The sequence below is a fragment of the Leptolyngbya sp. FACHB-261 genome (assembly GCF_014696065.1).
GTDB lineage: Bacteria > Cyanobacteriota > Cyanobacteriia > FACHB-261 > FACHB-261 > FACHB-261.
Genome location: NZ_JACJPL010000027.1, coordinates 128178 through 148091, shown reverse-complemented (window position 1 = coordinate 148091; position 19914 = coordinate 128178). Strand labels below are relative to the sequence as shown.

Genomic DNA, 19914 nt, shown 5'->3' with positions numbered 1-19914 from the left:
ATAGATATTTAATAAAAATTCAATTGAGTGACGGATTCCTTGCTGGTCAACCTTTCCTTTCTGCTAGCCCAACCGACAGGCACCTCGACCTACGCGCTTAATCTCCTGCCCTGGCTGCGCCCGCTCAACCCTACCCTACTGAGTGCCCAGCCTTTACCAACTTACAACTGTTATTCTGTGCCTGCCAATCAGACTGCTGAGCAGGGTGCTAAGGGACATTTTCTGCGCTTGGCCTGGACTCAGTGGCAGTTGCCCAAAATTTATAGAAGCCTGGGGTCACCCCTCCTGTTCTCCCCGATTCCTGAAGCCCCTATTTTTTTAGGCTGCCGTTATATTGTTACGGTCCACGACTTAATTCCGATCCGATTTCCTAACCAGCGTTCTCCCCTCACCGCCTACTTTCGCTACTACGTTCCGCAACTGTTAGCGCAAGCTCAGCACATTCTCTGCAATTCGTTGGCAACTGCTAGAGACTTAAACGATTTCTTTCAAGTGTCTGCCCAAAAAATTACGCCAATTCTGCTGGCCCATGATAGCCAGCACTTCACTGATTTAAAGCTGCCTAAGCAAAACTATTTTCTTTATATTGGTCGCCACAATACCTACAAGAATTTAGGTCGGTTGGTTAGCGCCTTTGCCGCAGTTCAGCGACAGTTTGAGACTGAGCTTTGGATTGCTGGCCCCTTAGACCGGCGCTATACCCCCGAACTCATGGCTCAGATTCAGGAGCTAGGGGTGACTAACCAAGTCAAATTCTTAGAGTATGTTCCCTCCAACGAACTGCCAAAGCTGCTGAACCAGGCGCTGGCTTTGGTGTTCCCTAGCCTGTGGGAAGGCTTTGGTTTACCCGTTCTGGAAGCGATGGCTTGTGGCACCCCGGTTATCACCTCCAACTTGTCCTCGTTGCCAGAGGTGACTGGCGATGCGGCCTTGTTGATCGACCCCTACAACGTGGCTGAGCTCGTGGATGCGATGCGAGCGATTGCTAGTGATGCTACCCTGCGCTCACGCCTGCGCACGGCGGGTTTAGCGAGGGCCAGTCAATTTAGTTGGGCCAAAACTGGGCAGGCTACAAATGAGGTGCTTAAGCTATATCTTTAAAGTTTTTTTCTCAAGAGAAATTAAGTCTCAGACCAGGAAACATAGCAGACTTCTCAATCTAGTTACGGCGTGGGAATGAACAATTAATAGCAATTGCGGCGCTACAGAGCAGTATTAATTCCAAAGCTAGGAGGATTGCCAAGGACAGGGCCATAATAATAGTTCAGGTTGGATCTTGCCCAGCATAGGTAACGTTTGTAGCGTTGCTATGGTGTTTTTGCCACGTTGGTATGGCGTTTTAGCTATGCTACAACTGAACTCATTCGCTGAGACGGTTGTCTTGCAAGAGAGGTTTCTATGCTTCAGCCTCCCGGCTTTAGCCAGCGTTCGGTCCTGACCAAGCTTGGCTCTATGGTTTATTACACGGCAGAGGGAGAGTTATGGCCTGCGGCTGATAGCCTTGGCTCGGGCCAACAAAACCCAGACCAGCAAACCCTAGACCAACAAACCCTAAAGCAACAAACCTTAGTGTTTCTGCATGGCTTCGGCGGTGGTTCTTCGGCTTATGAGTGGTCCAAGGTTTATCCTGCTTTCGCCGCCGAATACCGGGTTTTAGCGCCGGATTTGATCGGCTGGGGACGGTCTGACCATCCAGTCCGCAATTATCAAATCAATGACTATACCGATACGATCATTGAGTTCCTGGAGAAAACTTGCGAGGGTCCCACGCCGGTAATTGCCTCTTCGCTGACGGCTGCGTTTAGCATCCGGGCTGCGATTCAGCGTCCTGAGTTGTTCAAATCCTTAATCTTGACTACGCCTGCGGGACTGTCTGATTTTGGCGAGAATTATACGCGCAGCCTCTTCGCCCAAGTGGTGAGCACGCCAATTTTAGATCGGCTGCTCTACAGTGCAGGCGTTGCCACTAGTTTCGGTATCCAGGGCTTTCTAGAACAACGCCAATTTGCTCGGCCTGAGCGTATTTATCCAGAAATTGTAGAAGCTTATTTGCAGTCAGCGCAGCAACCGAATGCCGAGTATGCAGCCCTGGCTTTTGTGCGCGGTGACTTGTGTTTCGATCTTGCGCAATACATGCCGCAATTGACTGTGCCAACTGCGATTATCTGGGGGCAAAAATCCCAGTTTACAGGGCCAGAAATCGGTCGGCGTCTCGCTAACCTGAATCCTCAAGCGGTTCGTTTTTTTCAGCAGCTTGAGGACGTTGGCTTAACCCCACAATTGGAACTGCCCGCCGTTACGATTGGCCTGATTCGGCGCTTCTTACTAGCTCTAGATGCTTAACTCAGCATGCTTAATGTGAGCCTGCTAAGCAGGCGCTAAGACAGGTTCTATCGTTCTGGGGATGCTAGCAAGCCAAACCAAGCGCAGATTAAGAAGTGACGTATCCTAAAACTCCATAATTATGAGCGACAAAGACAACAAGAAGTTTAATGTTCCTAGCATGGATGGGGCTGAAAGCGCAGAAGACATCGCAGACACGGTTAAGACCACTGACCCACAAGCCCAAGTGACTGCTGACCCCAAATCTAAGACAGTCGAAGTAAAGAGCGAAGATTCTGACGAGTCAATTGCCCAAGCAATCACAGCCACCGGTAATCCTGCTGACAAGGTGGAGTAGCGCAACGCTGCTCGCCCAATCTTCTGCTAAGCAAGTTCGCCACTTTGCAGCTGCTGGCTAGCTTTTAGCGCAGGTGCAACTTTAGACTTGTTCAAACTGCCCTTCAAGTAATCTGAAGGGCTTTTGGTTATTGGGAGGCGTGATAACTCAAAGATGACCAACGCACAGGGAACTAATGCACTGGGGTCCCGGATTCTGAAGCCGGGTCTGAGCGGCGATGATGTCAGAAGCCTACAGTACCTGCTCAACCACGCTACGCCGCCCGCCAACCCCCAACTCGTGCAGAACGGTCAGTTTGACTCCGCTACGACCCAAGCGCTCAATGCCTGGAAAACTGCTAACAACATTAGTAATCCTGGCGAGGCAGGCCCAACGACCCTAGCGACTCTGGCACGACAAATTCCCCGCATTCTCAGGCAGGGCTTGAGTGGGGATGATGTCAGACGCTTGCAGTATCTGCTGAATAACGCCACGCCGTCAGCGAACCCGAAGCTAGCCGAAAGCGGCCAATTTGACGCTGCCACCACCCGAGCCCTCAGCGCCTGGAAGACGGCCAACAAACTAACTAGCCCTAACGAGGCAGGTCCCACGACCTTGGCCGCTCTAGAACAGCAGGTCCGCAATAAACCGCCTGCCACCGGGACCACTCGCATCTTGAGACAGGGCCTCAGTGGCGATGATGTTAAACGCCTGCAGTACTTGCTCAATCGAGCGGTTCCCCCGGCTACCCCCCGCCTGACTGAGGACGGCAAGTTCGGTCCGACCACAACCCAAGCGCTCAACCGCTGGAAAGCAGCTTATGGGCTTACGGGTCCGGGCGAGGCTGGACCAACCACCTTGGTCGCTCTGGAGCAAAACGTCAGAAATCGGCCTGCATCCCGGCCCCTCTCGGCAGCCCAGCTTAAGGCGATTATGCCGAGCGCCAGGACCTCAGATATCAACACCTATCTGTCACCCCTGAACCAGGCTATGCAGGAGTTTGGCATCACGACGCCGAACCGACAACGGGCTTTTATTGCGCAACTAGCCCATGAGAGTGGCGCCTTTCGTTATAAGCAAGAGATTGCCTCAGGCGCTGCTTATGAAGGTCGTCGCGACTTGGGCAATGTCTACGCCGGCGATGGTCGTCGCTACAAGGGCCGGGGCCTCATTCAGATTACGGGTAGGAGCAATTACCGCGAAGTTGGGCGAGCCTTGGGGGTGAATCTAGAGGCCAATCCGCTCAAACTGCTCGACCCAGTGATTTCAGCTCGCTCGGCTGCTTACTTTTGGAAAAGCCGGGGCCTGAATCCGCTTGCCGATATTGGTAAGTTCCGAGAGATTACCCGCCGGATCAATGGTGGCTACAACGGCTACAGCGACCGGGTCTCTTACTACAACCGGGCAAAGGCGGTGATTGTCTGACGGTCACGGGTCTCACCTGAGGTCAGGCTTCAAGTCCCAAACACCAAGCTCCTTCGTTGCAGGATGTCACGGCATACAGTAATTTTGGGACTGTTCACCCTGATACTAATTTGCGCGTTCTGTGACTCGAACTCTGTACTACGCTCAGCGCTCTCCCTACGCCCGCAAGGTGCGCATCGTACTGGCAGAGAAGGCGTTGGCCTGTGACCTGAAGGAAACCGACATTGTCAATAAACCAGCGGAACTGCTTAACCTGTCTCCCATCGGCAGGGTTCCAGTTTTAGTTGATGAGGATGGCACCAGCCTCTGGGACTCAACCCTAATTGTGGAGTACCTGGACGAAACCTATCCAGCACCGCGCTTTTACCCAGAGGAGTCGCGTCTACGCTTGCGTTGTCGCCAGTGGGAAGACCTGGCTGATACTCTGGGCGATACTGCTGTGGCGCTCTGGCAGCAGAAGCGTAAGGGTAATGCTGCTGACCCTGCTGAGGTTGCTAAATCTCAAGCAATGCTTGACCGTTTGCTCCCGGCTCTAGAGCGCCAACTGAACTCAGCAGCCTGTCTCCTTGGGGACGCTTGGACAGCTGCCGATGTCGCGGCTGTCTCGGCCTTAGGCTACTACAGCTTGCGCTTTGGGCAAGACTGGCAGCAACGGTATCCCCGGGTGGGGCAATGGTATGAGACTTTGCACCAGCGCGAGTCAGTGCGCTCAACCGTTCCTCAAGCTTGAATTTCTAGCGCTAGAAGTCTAAAGCTAGAAGTCTGTAGGGCAGGGAAAACCTGCCCCTACCAGGGTTCAGATCAGAAGGGTCAAAGCTGAGTTAGCCCAGGCCCAAATCGGTCACAGCGCCCAGGCTGCTGGAAGACACCAACTTGGCATACTTCGCCAGGACACCCGCTGTGTAGCGAGGTTTGGGCGGTTGCCATTTGGCACGACGCTGCTCTAGTTCGTCCTCGGGAACGTTGAGCTGTAAGAGGCGAGCGTGGGCATCGATGGTGATCGAATCGCCCTCCTGGACCAGGCCAATCGTGCCGCCAACCGCAGCTTCAGGTGCGACGTGGCCGACGACCATGCCGTAGGTACCGCCGGAGAAGCGCCCGTCTGTGATCAGTCCCACCGAATCACCGAGGCCAGCCCCAATCAGTGCTGAGGTGGGTGAGAGCATTTCGCGCATGCCTGGGCCACCTTTGGGACCTTCATAGCGAACCACGACCACATCACCCGCCTGGATCTTGTTAGCCAGGATGGCCTCCAAACAGGCTTCTTCCGATTCGAAGACACGCGCTGGGCCGGTGATCTTGGGGTTTTTGACACCCGTGATTTTGGCAACGGCGCCCTCAGTTGCCAGGTTGCCACGCAGAACGGCCAGGTGTCCCTGTGCATACATCGGGTTGCTCCAGGGCCGAATCACATCCTGGTCAGCGCGGGGCTCCTCAGGAATATCGGCCAGGAGTTCGGCAATGGTCTGCCCAGTGATCGTCAGGGCATCGCCATGCAGCAGGCCATGCGCCAGCAGCATTTTCATCACCTGGGGAATCCCGCCCGCTTGGTGCAGATCGGTGGCTACATAGCGGCCACTGGGCTTGAGGTCGCAGAGCACCGGCACCCGGCCGCGAATCGTTTCAAAGTCGTCGAGGGTCAGAGGCACGCCCACCGTATGGGCAATGGCCAGCAGGTGCAGCACGGCGTTGGTTGAGCCACCTACGGCCATGATCACGGAGATGCCGTTCTCGAAGGCTTGGCGCGTGAGGATCTGGCGAGGCAAGATTTGCTTGCGCACGGCTTCGACCAGTACCTTGGCAGACTGCTCGGCACTCTGAGCCTTTTCTTCGTCTTCTGCGGCCATCGTGGACGAGTAGATCAGGCTCATGCCCATCGCCTCGAAAGCCGAGGACATGGTGTTAGCGGTGAACATGCCGCCACAGGAACCAGCACCGGGGCAGGCTTTGTGCTCAACGGCCAGCAACTCGTCTTCGCCAATTTTGCCAGCGCTATATTGGCCTACGGCTTCAAAAGCGCTCACTACGGTCAGGTCACGCCCGTTGTAGTGACCGGGTTTGATTGTGCCGCCGTAGACAAAGATGGCGGGGATATTCATGCGGGCCATGGCGATCATGGCGCCGGGCATGTTCTTGTCGCAGCCGCCAATCGCTAGTACGCCATCCATGCTTTGACCCATGCAGGCGGTTTCAATCGAATCAGCGATCACATCGCGGGATACCAGTGAGTACTTCATGCCCTCGGTGCCCATCGAGATGCCGTCACTGATCGTGATCGTGCCGAACATCTGGGGCATGGCTCCAGCGACTTTCATTGCCGTTTCTGCCCGCACTGCCAAGTCGTTGATGCCCATGTTGCAGGGCGTGATCGTGCTGTAGGCGTTGGCTAGGCCAATAATCGGTTTGGTGAAGTCTTCATCTCCAAACCCGACCGCCCGCAGCATGGCTCGATTGGGAGAGCGCTGCACGCCCTGTGTGACGACTTGACTCTTGAGGTTGTCCGGCATTCTCGATTCCTTTCCATGCAAGCAGTGAGGAGTGGGGTCATCCCTCTTCCGATTGTCTCAGAACCGTGAGACTTACTTAATCTCTGGTCTGATTGTCGGCCTGATTGCTGGTCGGAACTTTTGCCTTTGTGTGCCGGTGATGAGCCGCTGTATCCTGAGCAAGCTACTTCAGCGGGTCGTGGCCCCAGTTCATCAGAGAGTGACGCCAGCGGCTGTTTTCAATGTTTCCGCCGGGGCGCTGGGCCATGTGGCGATGCACATAGCTAACCACTCGTTTCATCTGGGATAGGTCATCGTCGTTGTAGTCAGTTTTGCCTTTGTGCAATAACTCAACGATGGATTCGCCCGATTGATGACCAATTGATTCTGCGCCTTCTTTAAGCTTCTGGCCGACTTCCTTGGACTCGTCGGTTTTGAGCCAGGATTCAAGTTCCTTGGGCGTCATGTTCACCGCGTCGCGGAACTCTTGAATCACGGTTTGAGGATCGTCGTGCTTGCTACTCATGGCACCGCCTCAATCCTTGACCTTCTTGAGCGACTCTGGCTTGTGAGCCGCTTCTTTGCCAGTCTTGTCGCTCTTGACTAGATACTCCGGGTTGTCAGGGGAAGCGGCGACATGATGCCCTTTGATTTCAATGGGCTCTTCTAGTTTCTTTTCGACTTCGCCTGTGGTCTTGCCTTGGGAAGTTTTCCACTCGACGTGGTCGCCTTTTTTCAATTCTTCAGACATTGCTTTGCTCTCATCTCAGCTGGTATTACTGCCACGATGGCTGAGAGAATCGTTACAAAAATCAATCAATGGACAGAAAGGCTTTAGGGCTTGGTTTCATCCTCACTCTGTTGCAAACCAGGGGTTGGCGCATCGGGCACAAACACCGATAGTGCGCCTGGCACGACGCGGAAGTGCGCGGGGGTCTCGACCAGCAGTTCACCATCAGTGTTGATCGGACGGGGACGAGTGGTATAAATCTTGATTTCCTGAGCTTGCAAGGTGCGCACGTTGGGCCAGTTGCCATGTCGGCCTCGGCTCATGGCGGGTAGCAGCGGCAGCATCTGCCACCAGTGTTTCAGCTCCAAGCTGTAGAGGTCCAAGCGCTGGTCGTCAATCGTGGCATCGTGTGCCACGGCTAGGCCGCCACCATAGTAGCGACCATTGCCGATAGCGATCTGCACGGTGCGCACCCGTGTGCTCTCGCCGTTAATTTGAATCAGCGCACTAAAGGGTCGGGTTTGCCAGAGTACCTGGCCAGCGGTCATGGCGTAGGCCAGCACACCCCAGCGCCGTTTGATTTCTTTGGTTAATTGCCGTGTAATCTGAGCGCTGAGCCCAAGACTGGCCACGTTGAAGAAATGAGTGCCGTTGACCCAGCCCAGGTCAATTTTCTGGGTGCGACCGGCAGCGATGATGTTGCAAGCCTGGTTCAGAGCGTTGGGGATGCCCAGGGTCCGAGCCAGATCGTTGGCCGTGCCTAGCGGCAAAATCCCTAGGGGCAAACCGGCATCCACCAGCCCATCGACTGCGGCATTGAGTGTACCGTCGCCACCGCCAATGATCGCTAGATCCACCTTGTCCCGATAGCCCCGCACTACGTCACTCAGATGTTGGGGATGAGCCGTGGACTCTTCCATCAGCTCAAATCCCAGTTTCTGCAACTGCTGAATAGCATTATCTAGGCTTTGCTGACCGCGACGGGCATGACGATTGACCAACAACAGTGCGCGTTGACCCATGCTGTCCTCCAGGCTGGGGCGATGGTTGCATCGTACCGTCACTTATCTAGATAGTGGTCTAGGTAGTAGTGAAGCAAGACAGTAGAGAGGTTGATTGGACTTGCACCCTAGCCCCTGGCAATCGCCGCTTGATGCCCAGACCGTTCGTCGAACCTACGCTGAGGTGGGTTTATCGTACTTGCCTCGGGTGTTAACGCTGCTGGACACCGACCCCTTCAGCCCGACCTATGGCTGCTTTGACCGCAGCTTCTGGCACTACAAGACGATGGACTTTCCTAGCGGCATGTATCAGGAGGCAGTCCTGGCACTGGCGATTGCCTATGCCGAGCGGCTGGACGAGGGCATCGTGAACCCCTATTACCAGCAGTCACGCCTGCGTGAACTGGTTCTGGCTGGCATTCGCTACGCGGCGCGCAGTAGCCACAAAGACGGCAGTTGCGATGACTATTACCCTGGCGAGCGGGCCTTGGGGGCGGTGGTCTATGCGCTTCATGCCTGCACTGAGGCCTATTTGCTGTTGCAGGCCCAGGATCCAGAGCCTCAGCCAGACCTGGAGCAGTTCTTCAAGTTGCGCGGCATTTGGCTGCTGGAGTGCGACGAAACTGGGCAGCTCTCGAACCACCAGGCCCTGGCTGCTAGTGCGCTCTACAACGTCTACCGGATCACGGGTGAAGAGCGCTTTGCTAAAGGAGCGAGTGAGCGCATCGACCGGGCTCTCGACTGGCAGTCGCCAGAGGGCTGGTTCCAGGAGTACGAAGGCTGCGATCCGGGTTATCTCACCGCCACTATCAACTTTCTGGCTCAGTATCAGCGCCATACCCAGGACGTGCGCTTGCAAGCACCGCTGCAACGCGCAGTACGCTTTGCCCGCTACTTTTTGCACCCGGATGGCAGCTTTGGTGGCGAATATGGCAGCCGCAACACGGGCAACTTTTATCCGCTAGGGCTGGAACTGCTGGGCGAAGCGATTCCCGAGGCGGTTGAGATTGCTGATGGCTATGTGCGGGCGATGAAAGCTGGAACGCGCATGTATTGGGAAGACGACCGCATTTACTGCCACTTCGTTAACAGTTGCCTGCAAGCAGCGCTTCAGGTTTGTCCTGTGCGTTCGCAGCCTCAGCCGCCCCAGCAGCAGCGGCTCTATTTTCCGCTGGCTCAGATGTGGGTGTTTCAAGAAGGGGAACTGTATGGCGTTGCTGGTCTAGCCAAGGGCGGCGTTTGCAAGCTGTTCCAGGGGCACGAACTGGCGCTAAGTGACACGGGGTTGACAGGTAAACTCAGCGATGGCCGGGTGTTTGTCTGCAACCTGATTGACCCAGCAGCCAAGGTCGATGTCTCGTCTGACCAGCGGCAGGTCACGGTGCAGGGACGTGCCCAAGTCAAGAGCTTCAAATACGCCACACCCTTGAAGCAAATTCTGTTTCGCTTGGGGCTGCTGGTTCTGGCCCGCAGCCATGCCGGGAGCCAGCGGGTGCGCAAGCTGCTCCAGAAGATTTTGATTACCCGCAAAGACCCTTTGCCAATCCGCTACGAGCGCACGTTTCATCTGCGCGAGGAGGGGCTATATCTGCGCGACCATCTGACCCTGGAGGGCGAGGTCACAGTGACGGATTTGGCGGTGGGCAGTGACCAGACTTCGATCTATGTGGCCACTAGCAATTGCTATCAGCAGGCGCGGCTTCAGGGCTGGCTGAATTTGAATGCCTGCGTTCCCACGCTCAATCGTGACCGGCAGCTGATGCTGGAGCGGCGAATTCCCAGCGATCCTGAAGACTAGCCCCAAAGCACGAGCCCCAAAACCCCACCGCCTACGGTACCTTTCCGTGGCAAGGGCAGGTTGGGAGGGGTCAAATGTGTAGCGATATGACTCCTCACTGCTTAGCAGTCGAGCCTGGATGGGTTGGGTCAATACGCCTTTGTCTGGGCTTGATGCTTTTGGGCTTGAGCTGGGTTGGCTCGGAGGCGAGGGTGCTTGTTGGGGAAGGGTTGGTCCCTTTGGTGGGAAGGGTTAGACCCTTCCGTGGAGGGGTTGGTCCCTTTGGTGGGAAGGGTTGAACCCTTCCGTGGAGGGGTCAGGTGCTAGGCGGGGAAGGGTTAGACCCCTCCGGGGAGGGGTGGGAGGCATAGCAAAGAAGCATCAATGCCTAGCGGAGAAGGGTGAGTTGGCTTGAGGTTGAAGAAACTGCCTGATTTGCTTGGGTTGTAGGGGGACTGGTGGTCAGTGAGTACACTGGGGCTTAAGCTGCCTGGGTTCTACCAGTAGATGAGCGTTGAAGTTTTTATTGCCTTTGCCCGCAAGGATGAAGAACTGGGGCAGGAGCTAGAGAACCACCTGTCGATTCTGAGGCGGCAGGGTGTCATTCAGGCATGGCACAGCCACTTGATTCAGGCAGGGCAGGACACGCAAGCTGAGATTGAAACCCGTCTGGATGCAGCTCAGGTCATTCTGCTGCTGGTCAGTTCTGACTTTTTGGCTTCTGATGATTGCTACGACGTGCAGTTGCAACGAGCCATAGAACGGCATGAGGCAGGCACAGCACGAGTGATTCCGGTGATTTTGCGTTCGGTGGATTGGCGAGGTGCCCCATTTGCAAGGTTGCAAGCGTTGCCCAAGGATGGCAGACCAGTTATGAGCTGGGCTAACCGGGATGAGGCGTTTACAGATATTGCTCAGGGGATTCGTGAGGCGATTGAGGGACTGAGGGGCGAAGGGGAGAGGGACTTCTCTCCCGGCCCCTCCCCTGCGAGGGGAGGGGGGACGGATTTTTCTTCTTCCCTTGTAGGGAAGGGGGTTGGGGGGTTAGGTCCCGGAGCGTTTGAGGGTCTGGGCAAGTTTTTGACCGCTGTACCCACTTTGCCTCCTCACTTTTTGCCGCGTCCTGATAACCTGAGAGCGCTCAAAGACAAAGTTCTGGCGCAGGCCAAAAAGCCTGTTGCGGTGATTGGGCAGGGGCAGCGGCTGGGCGTGCAAGGCATGGGTGGTATTGGCAAGACGGTGCTAACAACTGCTCTGGCACGGGATGAAGAGATTCGGCGGCAGTTTCCCGATGGGGTGTTGTGGTTGACGTTGGGGCAAGAGCCTGTGCTCACATCCTTGCAGTTAGAAGCAGTAAGGACGCTAGGTGGCAGTGCTCAGACGCTAGCGTCTGAGCGAGAAGGCAAAGCTCGGTTGAGTGAGTTGCTGGCAGAGCGGGCTTGTCTACTGGTGCTGGATGATGTGTGGGAAGCCAGACATGCGGCGGCATTTGAGGTGGTGGGACCGCGTTGCCAACTGGTGATCACGACGCGCAACTTGGAGCCGATTACGCTGCTGGGGGCAACGGAGCATCGGTTGGATCTGCTGAGCGAGGAGCAAGCGCTGACGTTGCTGGCGGATTGGTCAGGGTTGGGGTTGGCAGGGTTACCTGAGCAGGCCCAAGCGGTGGCGCGGGAGTGTGGCTATTTGCCGCTGGCACTGGCGATGGTGGGCGCAATGGTGCGGGGCAAGCTGAATCGCTGGGGGGCTGCGCTGCACCGGTTGCAGAGTGCGGATCTGGCGAAGCTGCGGCAGGAGTTTCCCGGTTATGCCTATCCAGACTTGCTGAAGGCGATGGCGGTGAGTGTGGAGGTGTTGGAGCCACAAGAGCGGCAGTGCTATCTAGACTTTGCGGTGTTTCCAGAAGATGTGTTGCTGCCGGAGGCGGTGTTGCGGACGCTTTGGCAGCCGCAAGGGCTGGATGAGTATGACACGCAGGATGTGTTGGAGCGGCTGGTGGATCGTTCGCTTCTGCGGCGAGATGAGCAGGGGCGGCTGAGTCTGCACGACCTTCAGCGGGATTATGTGCGCTCATTAGCAGGGGATTTAGCGGCTCTGCACGAACGGTTGGTGAATACCTATGCTGCTCGATGCCCGCAGGGTTGGTCTTCTGGCCCTAACGATGGCTATTTCTTTGAGCATTTGGCCCATCACCTGAAAGCAGCAGGACGGAGTGAGGAGCTTTATCGGTTGCTCACCGAGTCGCCGGATTGGATGGAAGCCAAGTTCGCAGCTTGCACTGGAGACAGTGCTTATGTTGCCGACCTGGAACTGGCAATAGGCGACTTTGCTGACCCACTAAAGCCCAATCAACTCCTAACGCTCAGCCAACTGTACACAGCACGGCAGGTTGTACAGCAACGCGTCAGCCGTTACACAAATACTGATTTAGCAACGCTGGTCTGGCTGGGACGAGAAGCAGAAGCCCTCAGCCATGCCCGCCTGAAAGCAGATGCAAATAGCAGATTTAATAGCTTACTGGCGGTTTACCAAGCGCTTTGCCAGAAAGGAGAGCCTAACTCTAGCCTTCTCCAAGAAGCTCACAAAGTGGCTCAAGGTATTGAGGACAGTTACTGGCGGGTAGAGGCATTCAGGGAGCTTGCCAAAGCCCTGTCTCAATCGGGTCAAGCGCAAGATGCAGCAGCAGTCCTTCGCCAAGCTCAGGAAGTGGCTCAAAGCATTGAGGGCAGTGACAATCAGGCAAGGGCATTCATTGAGATCGCTAAAGCCCTGGCTCAAGCTGGGCAGTTGCGAGTTCAGGAAGTGATTCAAGGCATTGAGGACAGTCGCAGGCGGGAAGAGGCATTCATTGAGATCGCTAAAGCCCTGGCTCAAGCGGGACAGTTTCGCCAAGCTCAGGAAGTAGCTCAAGGCATTGAGGACAGGGACAGTCAGGCAAGGGCATTCAGGGATCTCGCTAAGGCCCTGGCTCAAGCGGGACAGTTTCGTCAAGCTCAAGAAGTGGCTCAAGGCATTGAGGACAGTAGCAGTCGGGCAGGGGCATTCAGGGAGCTTGCCAAAGCCCTGGCTCAAGTGAGTCAAGCGCAGGAGGCAGCGGGACAGTTTCGCCAAGCTCAAGAAATGGCTCAAGGCATTGAGGACAGTAGCAGTCGGGCATGGGCATTCAGGGAGCTTGTTACAGCCCTGGCTCAAGCGGGACAGTTTCGCCAAGCTCAAGAAGTGGCTCAAGGCATTGAGGTGAGGGACTGGCAGGCATGGGCATTCAGGGAGCTTGTTACAGCCCTGGCTCAAGCGGGACAGTTTCGCCAAGCTCAAGAAGTGGCTCAAGGCATTGAGGACAGTAGCAGTCGGGCAGGGGCATTCGGGGAGCTTGCCAAAGCCCTGGCTCAAGTGAGTCAAGCGCAGGAGGCAGCGGGACAGTTTCGCCAAGCTCAAGAAATGGCTCAAGGCATTGAGGACAGTAGCAGTCGGGCATGGGCGTTCAGGGAGCTCGTTACAGCCCTGGCTCAAGCGGGACAGTTTCGCCAAGCTCAAGAAATGGCTCAGGGCATTAAGGACAGCGACAGTCGGGCAAGGGCATTCAGTGAGCTCGCTACAGCCCTGGCCCAAGCCGGGCAGTTTCGCCAAGCTCAGGAAGTAGCTCAAAGCATTGAGGACAGTCACAGTCGGGCAAGGGCATTCAGTGAGCTCGCTACAGCCCTGGCTCAAGCGGGTCAAGCGCAAGATGCAGCAGCAATCCTTCGCCAAGCTCAGGAAGTAGCTCAAAGCATTGAGGACAGTGACAGGCGGGCAAGGGCATTCAGTAAGCTCGCTACAGCCCTGGCTCAAGCGGGTCAAGCGCAGGAGGCAGCAGCAGTCTTTCGCCAAGCTCAGGAAGTAGCTCAAAGCATTGAGGGCAGTGGCAGGCGGGAAGAGGTATTCAGGGAGATCGCTACAGCTCTATCTCAAGCCGGGCAGTTTAACCAAGCTCAGGAAGTAGCTCAAAGCATTGAGGAGAGTTACAGGCGGGAAGATACATTCAGTGAGCTCGCCAAGGCCCTGGCTCAAGCCGGGCAGTTTAACCAAGCCCAGGAAGTAGCTCAAAGCATTGAGGACAGTCACAGGCGGGCAAGGGCATTCAGTAAGCTCGCTACAGCCCTGGCTCAAGCGGGTCAAGCGCAAGATGCAGCAGCAGTCCTTCGCCAAGCTCAGGAAGTAGCTCAAAGCATTGAGGAGAGTTACAGGCGGGAAGATGCATTCAGTGAGCTTGCTACAGCTCTATCTCAAGCCGGGCAGTTTAACCAAGCTCAGGAAGTAGCTCAAGGCATTGAGGACAGTCACAGTCGGGAAGAGGCATTCAGGGATCTCGCTAAGGCCCTGGCTCAAGTGGGACAGTTTCGCCAAGCTCAGGAAGTGGCTGTAGGCATTGAGGACAGTGACTGGCGGGCAGGGGCATTCAGGGAGCTAGCTCAATCTCTGGCAACGACAATGAAGTTTGTAGATGCTTTTCCTACGCTAAGACTGCGAGAGTTAAGCGAGCTATTGTCTGCGTTGGCAAAGTGGGTGTCTGCCTTCGAGAAGGTCGAGCCAAGGCTATCGGCAAAAGTTCTGCGAGAGGCTGTTCGCATTGCTGGCTGGGTGAGTCCAAACTGGCAGAAGATTCATGAGCTGCTCAATCCTGCAAGTGACGCTTAAGCCGCCAAGCATAAACTTGATCGGTAGCCTGAACTTCATGGCTTAGGGAGTCAGCACCGTGATTGCTAGCCAAAGCAGCTCCTTCCTTTCTCCAGAAGCATATTTAGAAGCTGAAAAGACCAGTCCCCTCAAGCACAAGTACAGTCGAGGGCAGGTCTATGCAATGGCTGGGGCTAGCGATGCCCACGTAACCATCACGCTCAATCTGGCTTTTGCCCTGCGCAACCAGGTTTGGGGAGGCGTCTGCCGTGTTTGCGGTAGCGGGACGAGCGGTCGGCTGCCCCACCGGAATCCGCAGGTCAAGATCCCCGCTCAGACCCGCCCATAGGACAGATACCATGCGCATTCTGTTCACCACCTGGCCCGCCCACGGCCACCTCCTCCCGATGCTGCCGCTGATCCGGACGGCTCAGCGTGCCGGACACGAGATCGTGGTCGCCTCCGGCCGCGAGGGTGTAGCCGAAGCGCAGCGCCGGAGCCTGCCGACCTGGAATGTCGGTCCGAGCCGCGCCGAGGCCAATGCAGCGTTCCGGTTGCTCGTTCCGGACCTGGGCATGATTCCGCCTGCCGAGCGCTTACCCACCGTCGTCTCCGGGGTGTTCGGGGCGGCTGCGGCGCGGCGGATCGTGGAACTCCTGCCCCTGACCGATCAGTGGAGGCCCGATCTGGTCGTCCATCCCATCACCGAGTTGGCTGGGGCAGTCGTCGCGGCGCGCACGGGTGCCCGTCATGTCGTCCACGGCCTCGGTCCGCTGCCCGTCGAGGCATGGGAATGGTTCGGTTCCCGGTTCGGCGACCTTTGCCGGGACTGGGATGTGCCCGACCTGACCGAGCATATCCTCGACCGCGTCTACCTGGACAACTGCCCACCGATGCTGCAGGCCGACGCGGTTAACGATTTCCGTAACCGCCGCGCGCTCAGGCCGACATCCGGAGAGGTCCTGCCCGGCGAAGGACTGCCGTGGGCCGAGGACGTGCTGGCAGCGCTGCCGTACGAGCACACCGTGCACCTGACTCTTGGAACGCTGTTCAACGGGGCGACCGAAGTGTTCGTGACCGCTCTGGCCGGACTCCGTCAACTGCCGGTCAACGTTCTGGTCACTGTCGGGCCGGGGGCCGACCCCCACTGCCTTGGGCCGCAGCCGGACCACGTTCTGGTCACTGACTTCGCACCGCACGCACTTTTGCTGCCACGCTGCGACGCACTCGTGACCCAGGGTGGCGCGGGTACGATAGTCGCCGCCCTCTGCCACGGGCTGCCCCACCTGATCCTGCCGCAGGGGGCCGACCAGTTCCACAATGCCGCAACCGCCGAGCGCGCGGGGATGGCGCTCGTACTGCCCCCGCCACAGTTCACGCCAGACACCGTAACAACCGCGGTTGACCAGCTTCTGAAGGACCCGGCTCTCCGCCAGCGGTGTCGAGCTGCTCAGGGCGAGATAGCAACAATGCCGGATGAGGACGCGGTCCTCGCGACCCTTACCGCCTAGTGCCTTGGCTACCGGACACCGAATCGAAGTGCTTTCTGCTTCTACAGAAGGCTTCGACCGAGGCGAGAAACTGGCAGATTATCGACAGCTCGATTCTCTTCAAGAATACGTGCCGATCAGTTCAGAAAAACAGCGAGTCGAATGCTTCCGTCGCAACGCTGCAAGCGATTGAGTTCTCCACGATTACACTCACACCAACGAGCTGCATCTAACAAGCCTTGACTTTCGCATTCCCTCGCAGCAGTTTACGAAGATGTGGACTTGAGCAAGCTTGCCTCTATTGGCCTTAGTGCAGAAGACTCAAGCGAAACAGACAAGAGCCTTTAACATCTCAGCGAGTCAGGTATTGCACAGCGCCATCGCTTCTGATACCTTGATTCAATCGACAATGCAGGAGGTTTCGCCTATTCAAAAAAAGCCCGAACAACTTAAGCGCTACCTAGAAGCTGAACCAACTTCTAGATAGCTAACCCCCTAACTGCAAAGTGCGCAGTCCGGCGGCTGACAGGTGATTTTAACACCTACCTAGCCACCCCGGCTTGCTATGAAAAAGCTCTCTGGGGTGGCTAACTCCTTGGCGGTCCGGTAAGGGCGAGGTTGCCTCGCCCTTACCCACGGGCCGTGTTTTAGAGGCGCATTTTGAGGCCTCCCTGAAGGGCAGGGAAACCCTGCCCCTACCCACGACCGTGAATGGTAAACCCCTCAATTTTCAATGACCAATTTCGTAGGGGCAGGGTCTCCCTGCGCGGTGCAACATACCCGCAAACGCGAGCAATTAGCCCCTAACAATTCCCATTTCCCCATCAGGCATTCGCGCTTTTTTCCCTTCTTTCCTACAACCCATCCTAATGAATACCTCTCACCTTTCTCCCTCCCAAATTCGCCTCATGCTGTGGGACTACATCAGCCGCGAAATCAAATTACCCGCCTCCAGCAAAAGCATCTTGCAAGTCATTGCTAACCTCACCGACCCGCGCAGCCTCAGAGCCCGCATTCCCATCTCGCTAATTGTGGTTCATGGTGGCTTGAGCCAATCCGATATCAGCCGTTTATTAGTCAACCTCGAAGCTAATCAATGGGTCGAAAAGAGCCTGGTTCCTGCCGAAGTCGCCGGTCGTCCGCCGGTCACGCTCTACAACCTATCGGAATCTCTACTGCGCCATGCCCTAAACCTGAGGCGAGCCTAGCGCTAGAACATAAAGTCAACTCACTTTTGAATCGCTACATGACCCCTCCCGACCTCCCCTTAGCAAGGGGAGAGCCGTAGGCGGTGGGGTAGGGCCAAAACTAAAGGGTGAAGCTATTAGCTCCACCCTCTATAAGACCTTCGGTAAAACGAAGCAACTAGGCAATCGTCACTTCAGGCGAGAGATAAACCTCTTGGATCGCGCGGAACAACTCAACGCCTTCATCGAAAGGACGTTGGAACGCCTTGCGACCCGAAATCAAACCAGTACCACCCGCTCGCTTATTGATCACGGCAGTTCGGACTGCTTCAGCAAAATCATTCTTGCCCGAAGCCCCACCCGAATTGATCAAACCAGCGCGACCGGCATAGCAATTGAGCACTTGATAGCGCGTCAAATCAATTGGATGATCGGTAGTGAGTTCTGAATAAACTCTGGGGTCAGTTTTGCCGTAGCTGTGGCCCGTGGCTTGGGCAACTGCTGCGTAGCCATTGTTAACTTCAGGCAGTTTCTGCTTGATGATATCGGCTTCAATCGTCACGCCTAGGTGATTGGCCTGCCCGGTTAGATCCGCTGCCAAGTGGTAGTCTTTATCCTGCTTAAAGGCATTATTGCGCGTATAGCACCAGAGAATCGTTGCCAACCCTAACTCATGGGCACGGGCAAAGGCAGCACTGACCTCTTGAATCTGACGCGTAGACTCAGGCGAACCAAAGTAAATAGTTGCGCCCACGGCAACTGCGCCCAGGTTCCAGGCCTGCTCGACCGAGGCGAACATAATCTGGTCAAACTGATTGGGTGCGGTCAGCAGCTCATTATGATTGAGCTTCATAATGAAGGGGATTTTATGGGCGTATTTGCGTGACACACTGCCCAACACGCCTAGCGTGGTAGCGACGGCATTACAGCCCGCTTCAATCGCTAACTTGAGAATATTTTCGCTATCAAAATAGATTGGGTTCGGCGCAAAAGAGGCGCCTGCCGAGTGTTCAATGCCCTGATCCACCGGCAGAATCGAGAGATAGCCGGTATTAGCCAAACGCCCAGTACTATACAGCTGTTGCAGACTGCGCAACACTTGAGGCGGTCGGTCGGTTAGGGCAAAACTGCGGTCGATCCAATCGGGACCGGGCAAATGGAGTAGGCTCTTGGGAACCTTGGCTGTATAGGACAGCAAATCTTCCGCTTCTGCACCGAGCGAAGACTCAATGGTGCGGCGGGCCGAGACGGTAGCAGTCATAGAGATGGCCTCAAGACTTGGATGAGAAGAAGATCACGGGATGCCAACTGCGACGCAGCAATTCCCCACAAACGCTCTGCACTGATAGCTCCCAAACTGTGCCTGCTCGGCTTGAAGAAACCGCCAGGGCTGAAATATCTTGCTCTTGACTAATTTTAAGAATTTCCAGCACTGGATTGCCTTGACGCGCATCAGTTCGCACTTGCAATCCCAATGTCTCTAGCTCAGCCTGAACCGGAGCCAGCGATTGCTCAGCCTGTGCGATGGCATCAGTGGGCAGAACGCCTCGCCGTCCCCCTGAGTCGACAACTCGAAATAATGTACAAGTCTCGACTGAACCCCGACCTCCGCTTTTGAGCCGTTCAGCAATCTGCTTCACCAATGACTGAGAAGGAGGACTGCCATCGAAGGGAATCAGTAGATGGCGAAACAGGTGACGACAGCGGAGATCCAGTTCCTCCAAGGTGAAAGCTGACAGCAGATGCGGACGCATCACAATCAAGGGTAGGCGCAGCCGTTGAGAGAGGCCAATCGTGGTGCTACCAAACAGTCTCTCCTCCAGCAAAGTGCGCATGGGTGTGCCCAGCATAATCGCCTGGGATTGATGCTCAGTTGCTGCCCGAGCGATCAGGTCTACCGGCTTGCCGGTCTCGATCACCAGATGGACCTTGCAGTCCGGTGGGGCTTTCTCCTGAGCAACTGCCAAACGGGATTGGGCGAAGGCCAAGCGAGCCTGGTCAGGACGTGGGATTTGACCTTCCTGCCAAGGAATAGCGCAGACAAAAACCAGTTCGCGAATGCCGCCTGCAGCTAGGCTTGGCACCAATTGGGCCAACCGGTCTAGGCCATCGCTCAGTTCAGTGGCAATCAGAAGCTTCTGAAACATACGGGTGCCCCGAACTCACTTTCTGGCAGCAGCATAGCAGAGCCCCCTTAAGGGCTACCTCTCTATAAAGTCTATAAAGGCTGACAGACTGTGCTTACATATCTGATCTTAGTACCGCACGTCATCCTCCTAGATGGGTAGGTAATCCATCTACTGATTGAGTATCTTGTTGTCGGACCACTGTGATAAACCAACTATTTTCTGTGTCCTGAGATCTCAGCTAGAGTTGAACGCTTTGAGTTCTGTTCAGGTTGAACGTATTGTGGTAAGCACTGCAGGTCTGGAAGCCCGGAGAAAGATTCGCTCCGCTGCTGTTCAAGCTTTTCTACTGCCCTAAAAAGTATCTGTGCGACTTGAGT

General features: G+C 56.0%; 17 protein-coding genes. 11 read left to right on the top strand and 6 right to left on the bottom strand.

Going from position 1 to position 19914, the window contains the following annotated elements; genetic code table 11:
• The first annotated feature begins 27 nt into the window (after window positions 1-27).
• The 5 genes from H6F94_RS20310 (at window position 28) to H6F94_RS20290 (ending at window position 4814) form a co-directional block, all read left to right on the top strand.
• Window positions 28-1101: a glycosyltransferase family 4 protein gene (locus tag H6F94_RS20310; protein ID WP_190804083.1), complete on the top strand. Its 1074-nt coding sequence runs from the start codon at window positions 28-30 to the stop codon at window positions 1099-1101.
• Window positions 1102-1398: 297 nt separating this feature from the next.
• Window positions 1399-2343, top strand: a complete 945-nt coding sequence (locus H6F94_RS20305; RefSeq protein ID WP_190804082.1) for an alpha/beta fold hydrolase — start codon at window positions 1399-1401, stop codon at window positions 2341-2343.
• Window positions 2344-2464: 121 nt separating this feature from the next.
• Complete coding sequence (locus tag H6F94_RS20300) at window positions 2465-2680, top strand: cation transporter (protein WP_190804081.1); 216 nt, start codon at window positions 2465-2467, stop codon at window positions 2678-2680.
• 153 nt (window positions 2681-2833) lie between these two features.
• Window positions 2834-4084, top strand: coding sequence for a peptidoglycan-binding protein (locus tag H6F94_RS20295; protein ID WP_190804080.1), 1251 nt, complete (start codon window positions 2834-2836; stop codon window positions 4082-4084).
• A 121-nt stretch (window positions 4085-4205) separates the two neighbouring features.
• Window positions 4206-4814 (top strand): glutathione S-transferase family protein, encoded by a 609-nt coding sequence (locus H6F94_RS20290; protein ID WP_190804079.1) that lies wholly within the window; start codon window positions 4206-4208, stop codon window positions 4812-4814.
• Between the two features lie 91 nt (window positions 4815-4905).
• Here the strand turns inward: H6F94_RS20290 and ilvD are convergent, their stop codons facing one another.
• The 4 genes from ilvD to H6F94_RS20270 form a co-directional block, all read right to left on the bottom strand.
• Window positions 4906-6591 (bottom strand): dihydroxy-acid dehydratase, encoded by a 1686-nt coding sequence (gene ilvD, locus H6F94_RS20285; protein WP_190804078.1) that lies wholly within the window; start codon window positions 6589-6591, stop codon window positions 4906-4908.
• A 163-nt stretch (window positions 6592-6754) separates the two neighbouring features.
• Entirely contained in the window at window positions 6755-7096 is a 342-nt protein-coding gene (locus H6F94_RS20280; RefSeq protein WP_190804077.1) for a DUF3140 domain-containing protein, read from the bottom strand.
• Between the two features lie 9 nt (window positions 7097-7105).
• Window positions 7106-7321, bottom strand: coding sequence for a hypervirulence associated TUDOR domain-containing protein (locus tag H6F94_RS20275; RefSeq protein WP_190804076.1), 216 nt, complete (start codon window positions 7319-7321; stop codon window positions 7106-7108).
• Window positions 7322-7404: 83 nt separating this feature from the next.
• Window positions 7405-8322, bottom strand: coding sequence for a lipid kinase (locus H6F94_RS20270; protein WP_190804075.1), 918 nt, complete (start codon window positions 8320-8322; stop codon window positions 7405-7407).
• Between the two features lie 100 nt (window positions 8323-8422).
• On the opposite strand from H6F94_RS20270, the gene H6F94_RS20265 reads away from it, so the two are divergent.
• The 6 genes from H6F94_RS20265 (at window position 8423) to H6F94_RS20240 (ending at window position 17429) form a co-directional block, all read left to right on the top strand.
• Window positions 8423-10099, top strand: a complete 1677-nt coding sequence (locus tag H6F94_RS20265) for a hypothetical protein (protein ID WP_190804074.1) — start codon at window positions 8423-8425, stop codon at window positions 10097-10099.
• Window positions 10100-10585: 486 nt separating this feature from the next.
• Window positions 10586-14752: a tetratricopeptide repeat protein gene (locus tag H6F94_RS20260; RefSeq protein ID WP_190804073.1), complete on the top strand. Its 4167-nt coding sequence runs from the start codon at window positions 10586-10588 to the stop codon at window positions 14750-14752.
• A gap of 58 nt (window positions 14753-14810) precedes the next feature.
• Entirely contained in the window at window positions 14811-15080 is a 270-nt protein-coding gene (locus H6F94_RS20255; protein ID WP_190804072.1) for a Uma2 family endonuclease, read from the top strand.
• Window positions 15081-15090: 10 nt separating this feature from the next.
• Complete coding sequence (locus H6F94_RS20250; RefSeq protein ID WP_190804071.1) at window positions 15091-16242, top strand: glycosyltransferase; 1152 nt, start codon at window positions 15091-15093, stop codon at window positions 16240-16242.
• Between the two features lie 4 nt (window positions 16243-16246).
• The gene (locus tag H6F94_RS20245; protein ID WP_242041305.1) at window positions 16247-16414 is read left to right on the top strand and encodes a Uma2 family endonuclease; all 168 of its coding nucleotides are present in this window, start codon (window positions 16247-16249) and stop codon (window positions 16412-16414) included.
• A gap of 676 nt (window positions 16415-17090) precedes the next feature.
• Window positions 17091-17429, top strand: a complete 339-nt coding sequence (locus H6F94_RS20240; protein WP_190804069.1) for a hypothetical protein — start codon at window positions 17091-17093, stop codon at window positions 17427-17429.
• A 157-nt stretch (window positions 17430-17586) separates the two neighbouring features.
• Here H6F94_RS20240 and H6F94_RS20235 read toward each other — a convergent pair whose 3' ends face one another.
• A complete protein-coding gene (locus H6F94_RS20235) occupies window positions 17587-18669 on the bottom strand; it encodes a class I fructose-bisphosphate aldolase (protein WP_190804068.1) in 1083 nt (360 codons plus the stop codon).
• Between the two features lie 10 nt (window positions 18670-18679).
• A complete protein-coding gene (locus tag H6F94_RS20230; protein WP_190804067.1) occupies window positions 18680-19555 on the bottom strand; it encodes a universal stress protein in 876 nt (291 codons plus the stop codon).
• Between the last annotated feature and the right edge of the window lie 359 nt (window positions 19556-19914).

What these genes read in the sequence shown, in the direction of transcription:
- H6F94_RS20275 (WP_190804076.1), bottom strand. Translation starts at nt 7,321, where the DNA reads ATGTCTGAAGAATTGAAAAAAGGCGACCACGTCGAGTGGAAAACTTCC.
- H6F94_RS20240 (WP_190804069.1), top strand. Translation starts at nt 17,091, where the DNA reads ATGAATACCTCTCACCTTTCTCCCTCCCAAATTCGCCTCATGCTGTGG.
- H6F94_RS20295 (WP_190804080.1), top strand. Translation starts at nt 2,834, where the DNA reads ATGACCAACGCACAGGGAACTAATGCACTGGGGTCCCGGATTCTGAAG.
- H6F94_RS20235 (WP_190804068.1), bottom strand. Translation starts at nt 18,669, where the DNA reads ATGACTGCTACCGTCTCGGCCCGCCGCACCATTGAGTCTTCGCTCGGT.
- ilvD (WP_190804078.1), bottom strand. Translation starts at nt 6,591, where the DNA reads ATGCCGGACAACCTCAAGAGTCAAGTCGTCACACAGGGCGTGCAGCGC.
- H6F94_RS20250 (WP_190804071.1), top strand. Translation starts at nt 15,091, where the DNA reads ATGCGCATTCTGTTCACCACCTGGCCCGCCCACGGCCACCTCCTCCCG.
- H6F94_RS20305 (WP_190804082.1), top strand. Translation starts at nt 1,399, where the DNA reads ATGCTTCAGCCTCCCGGCTTTAGCCAGCGTTCGGTCCTGACCAAGCTT.
- H6F94_RS20300 (WP_190804081.1), top strand. Translation starts at nt 2,465, where the DNA reads ATGAGCGACAAAGACAACAAGAAGTTTAATGTTCCTAGCATGGATGGG.
- H6F94_RS20280 (WP_190804077.1), bottom strand. Translation starts at nt 7,096, where the DNA reads ATGAGTAGCAAGCACGACGATCCTCAAACCGTGATTCAAGAGTTCCGC.
- H6F94_RS20270 (WP_190804075.1), bottom strand. Translation starts at nt 8,322, where the DNA reads ATGGGTCAACGCGCACTGTTGTTGGTCAATCGTCATGCCCGTCGCGGT.
- H6F94_RS20260 (WP_190804073.1), top strand. Translation starts at nt 10,586, where the DNA reads ATGAGCGTTGAAGTTTTTATTGCCTTTGCCCGCAAGGATGAAGAACTG.
- H6F94_RS20230 (WP_190804067.1), bottom strand. Translation starts at nt 19,555, where the DNA reads ATGTTTCAGAAGCTTCTGATTGCCACTGAACTGAGCGATGGCCTAGAC.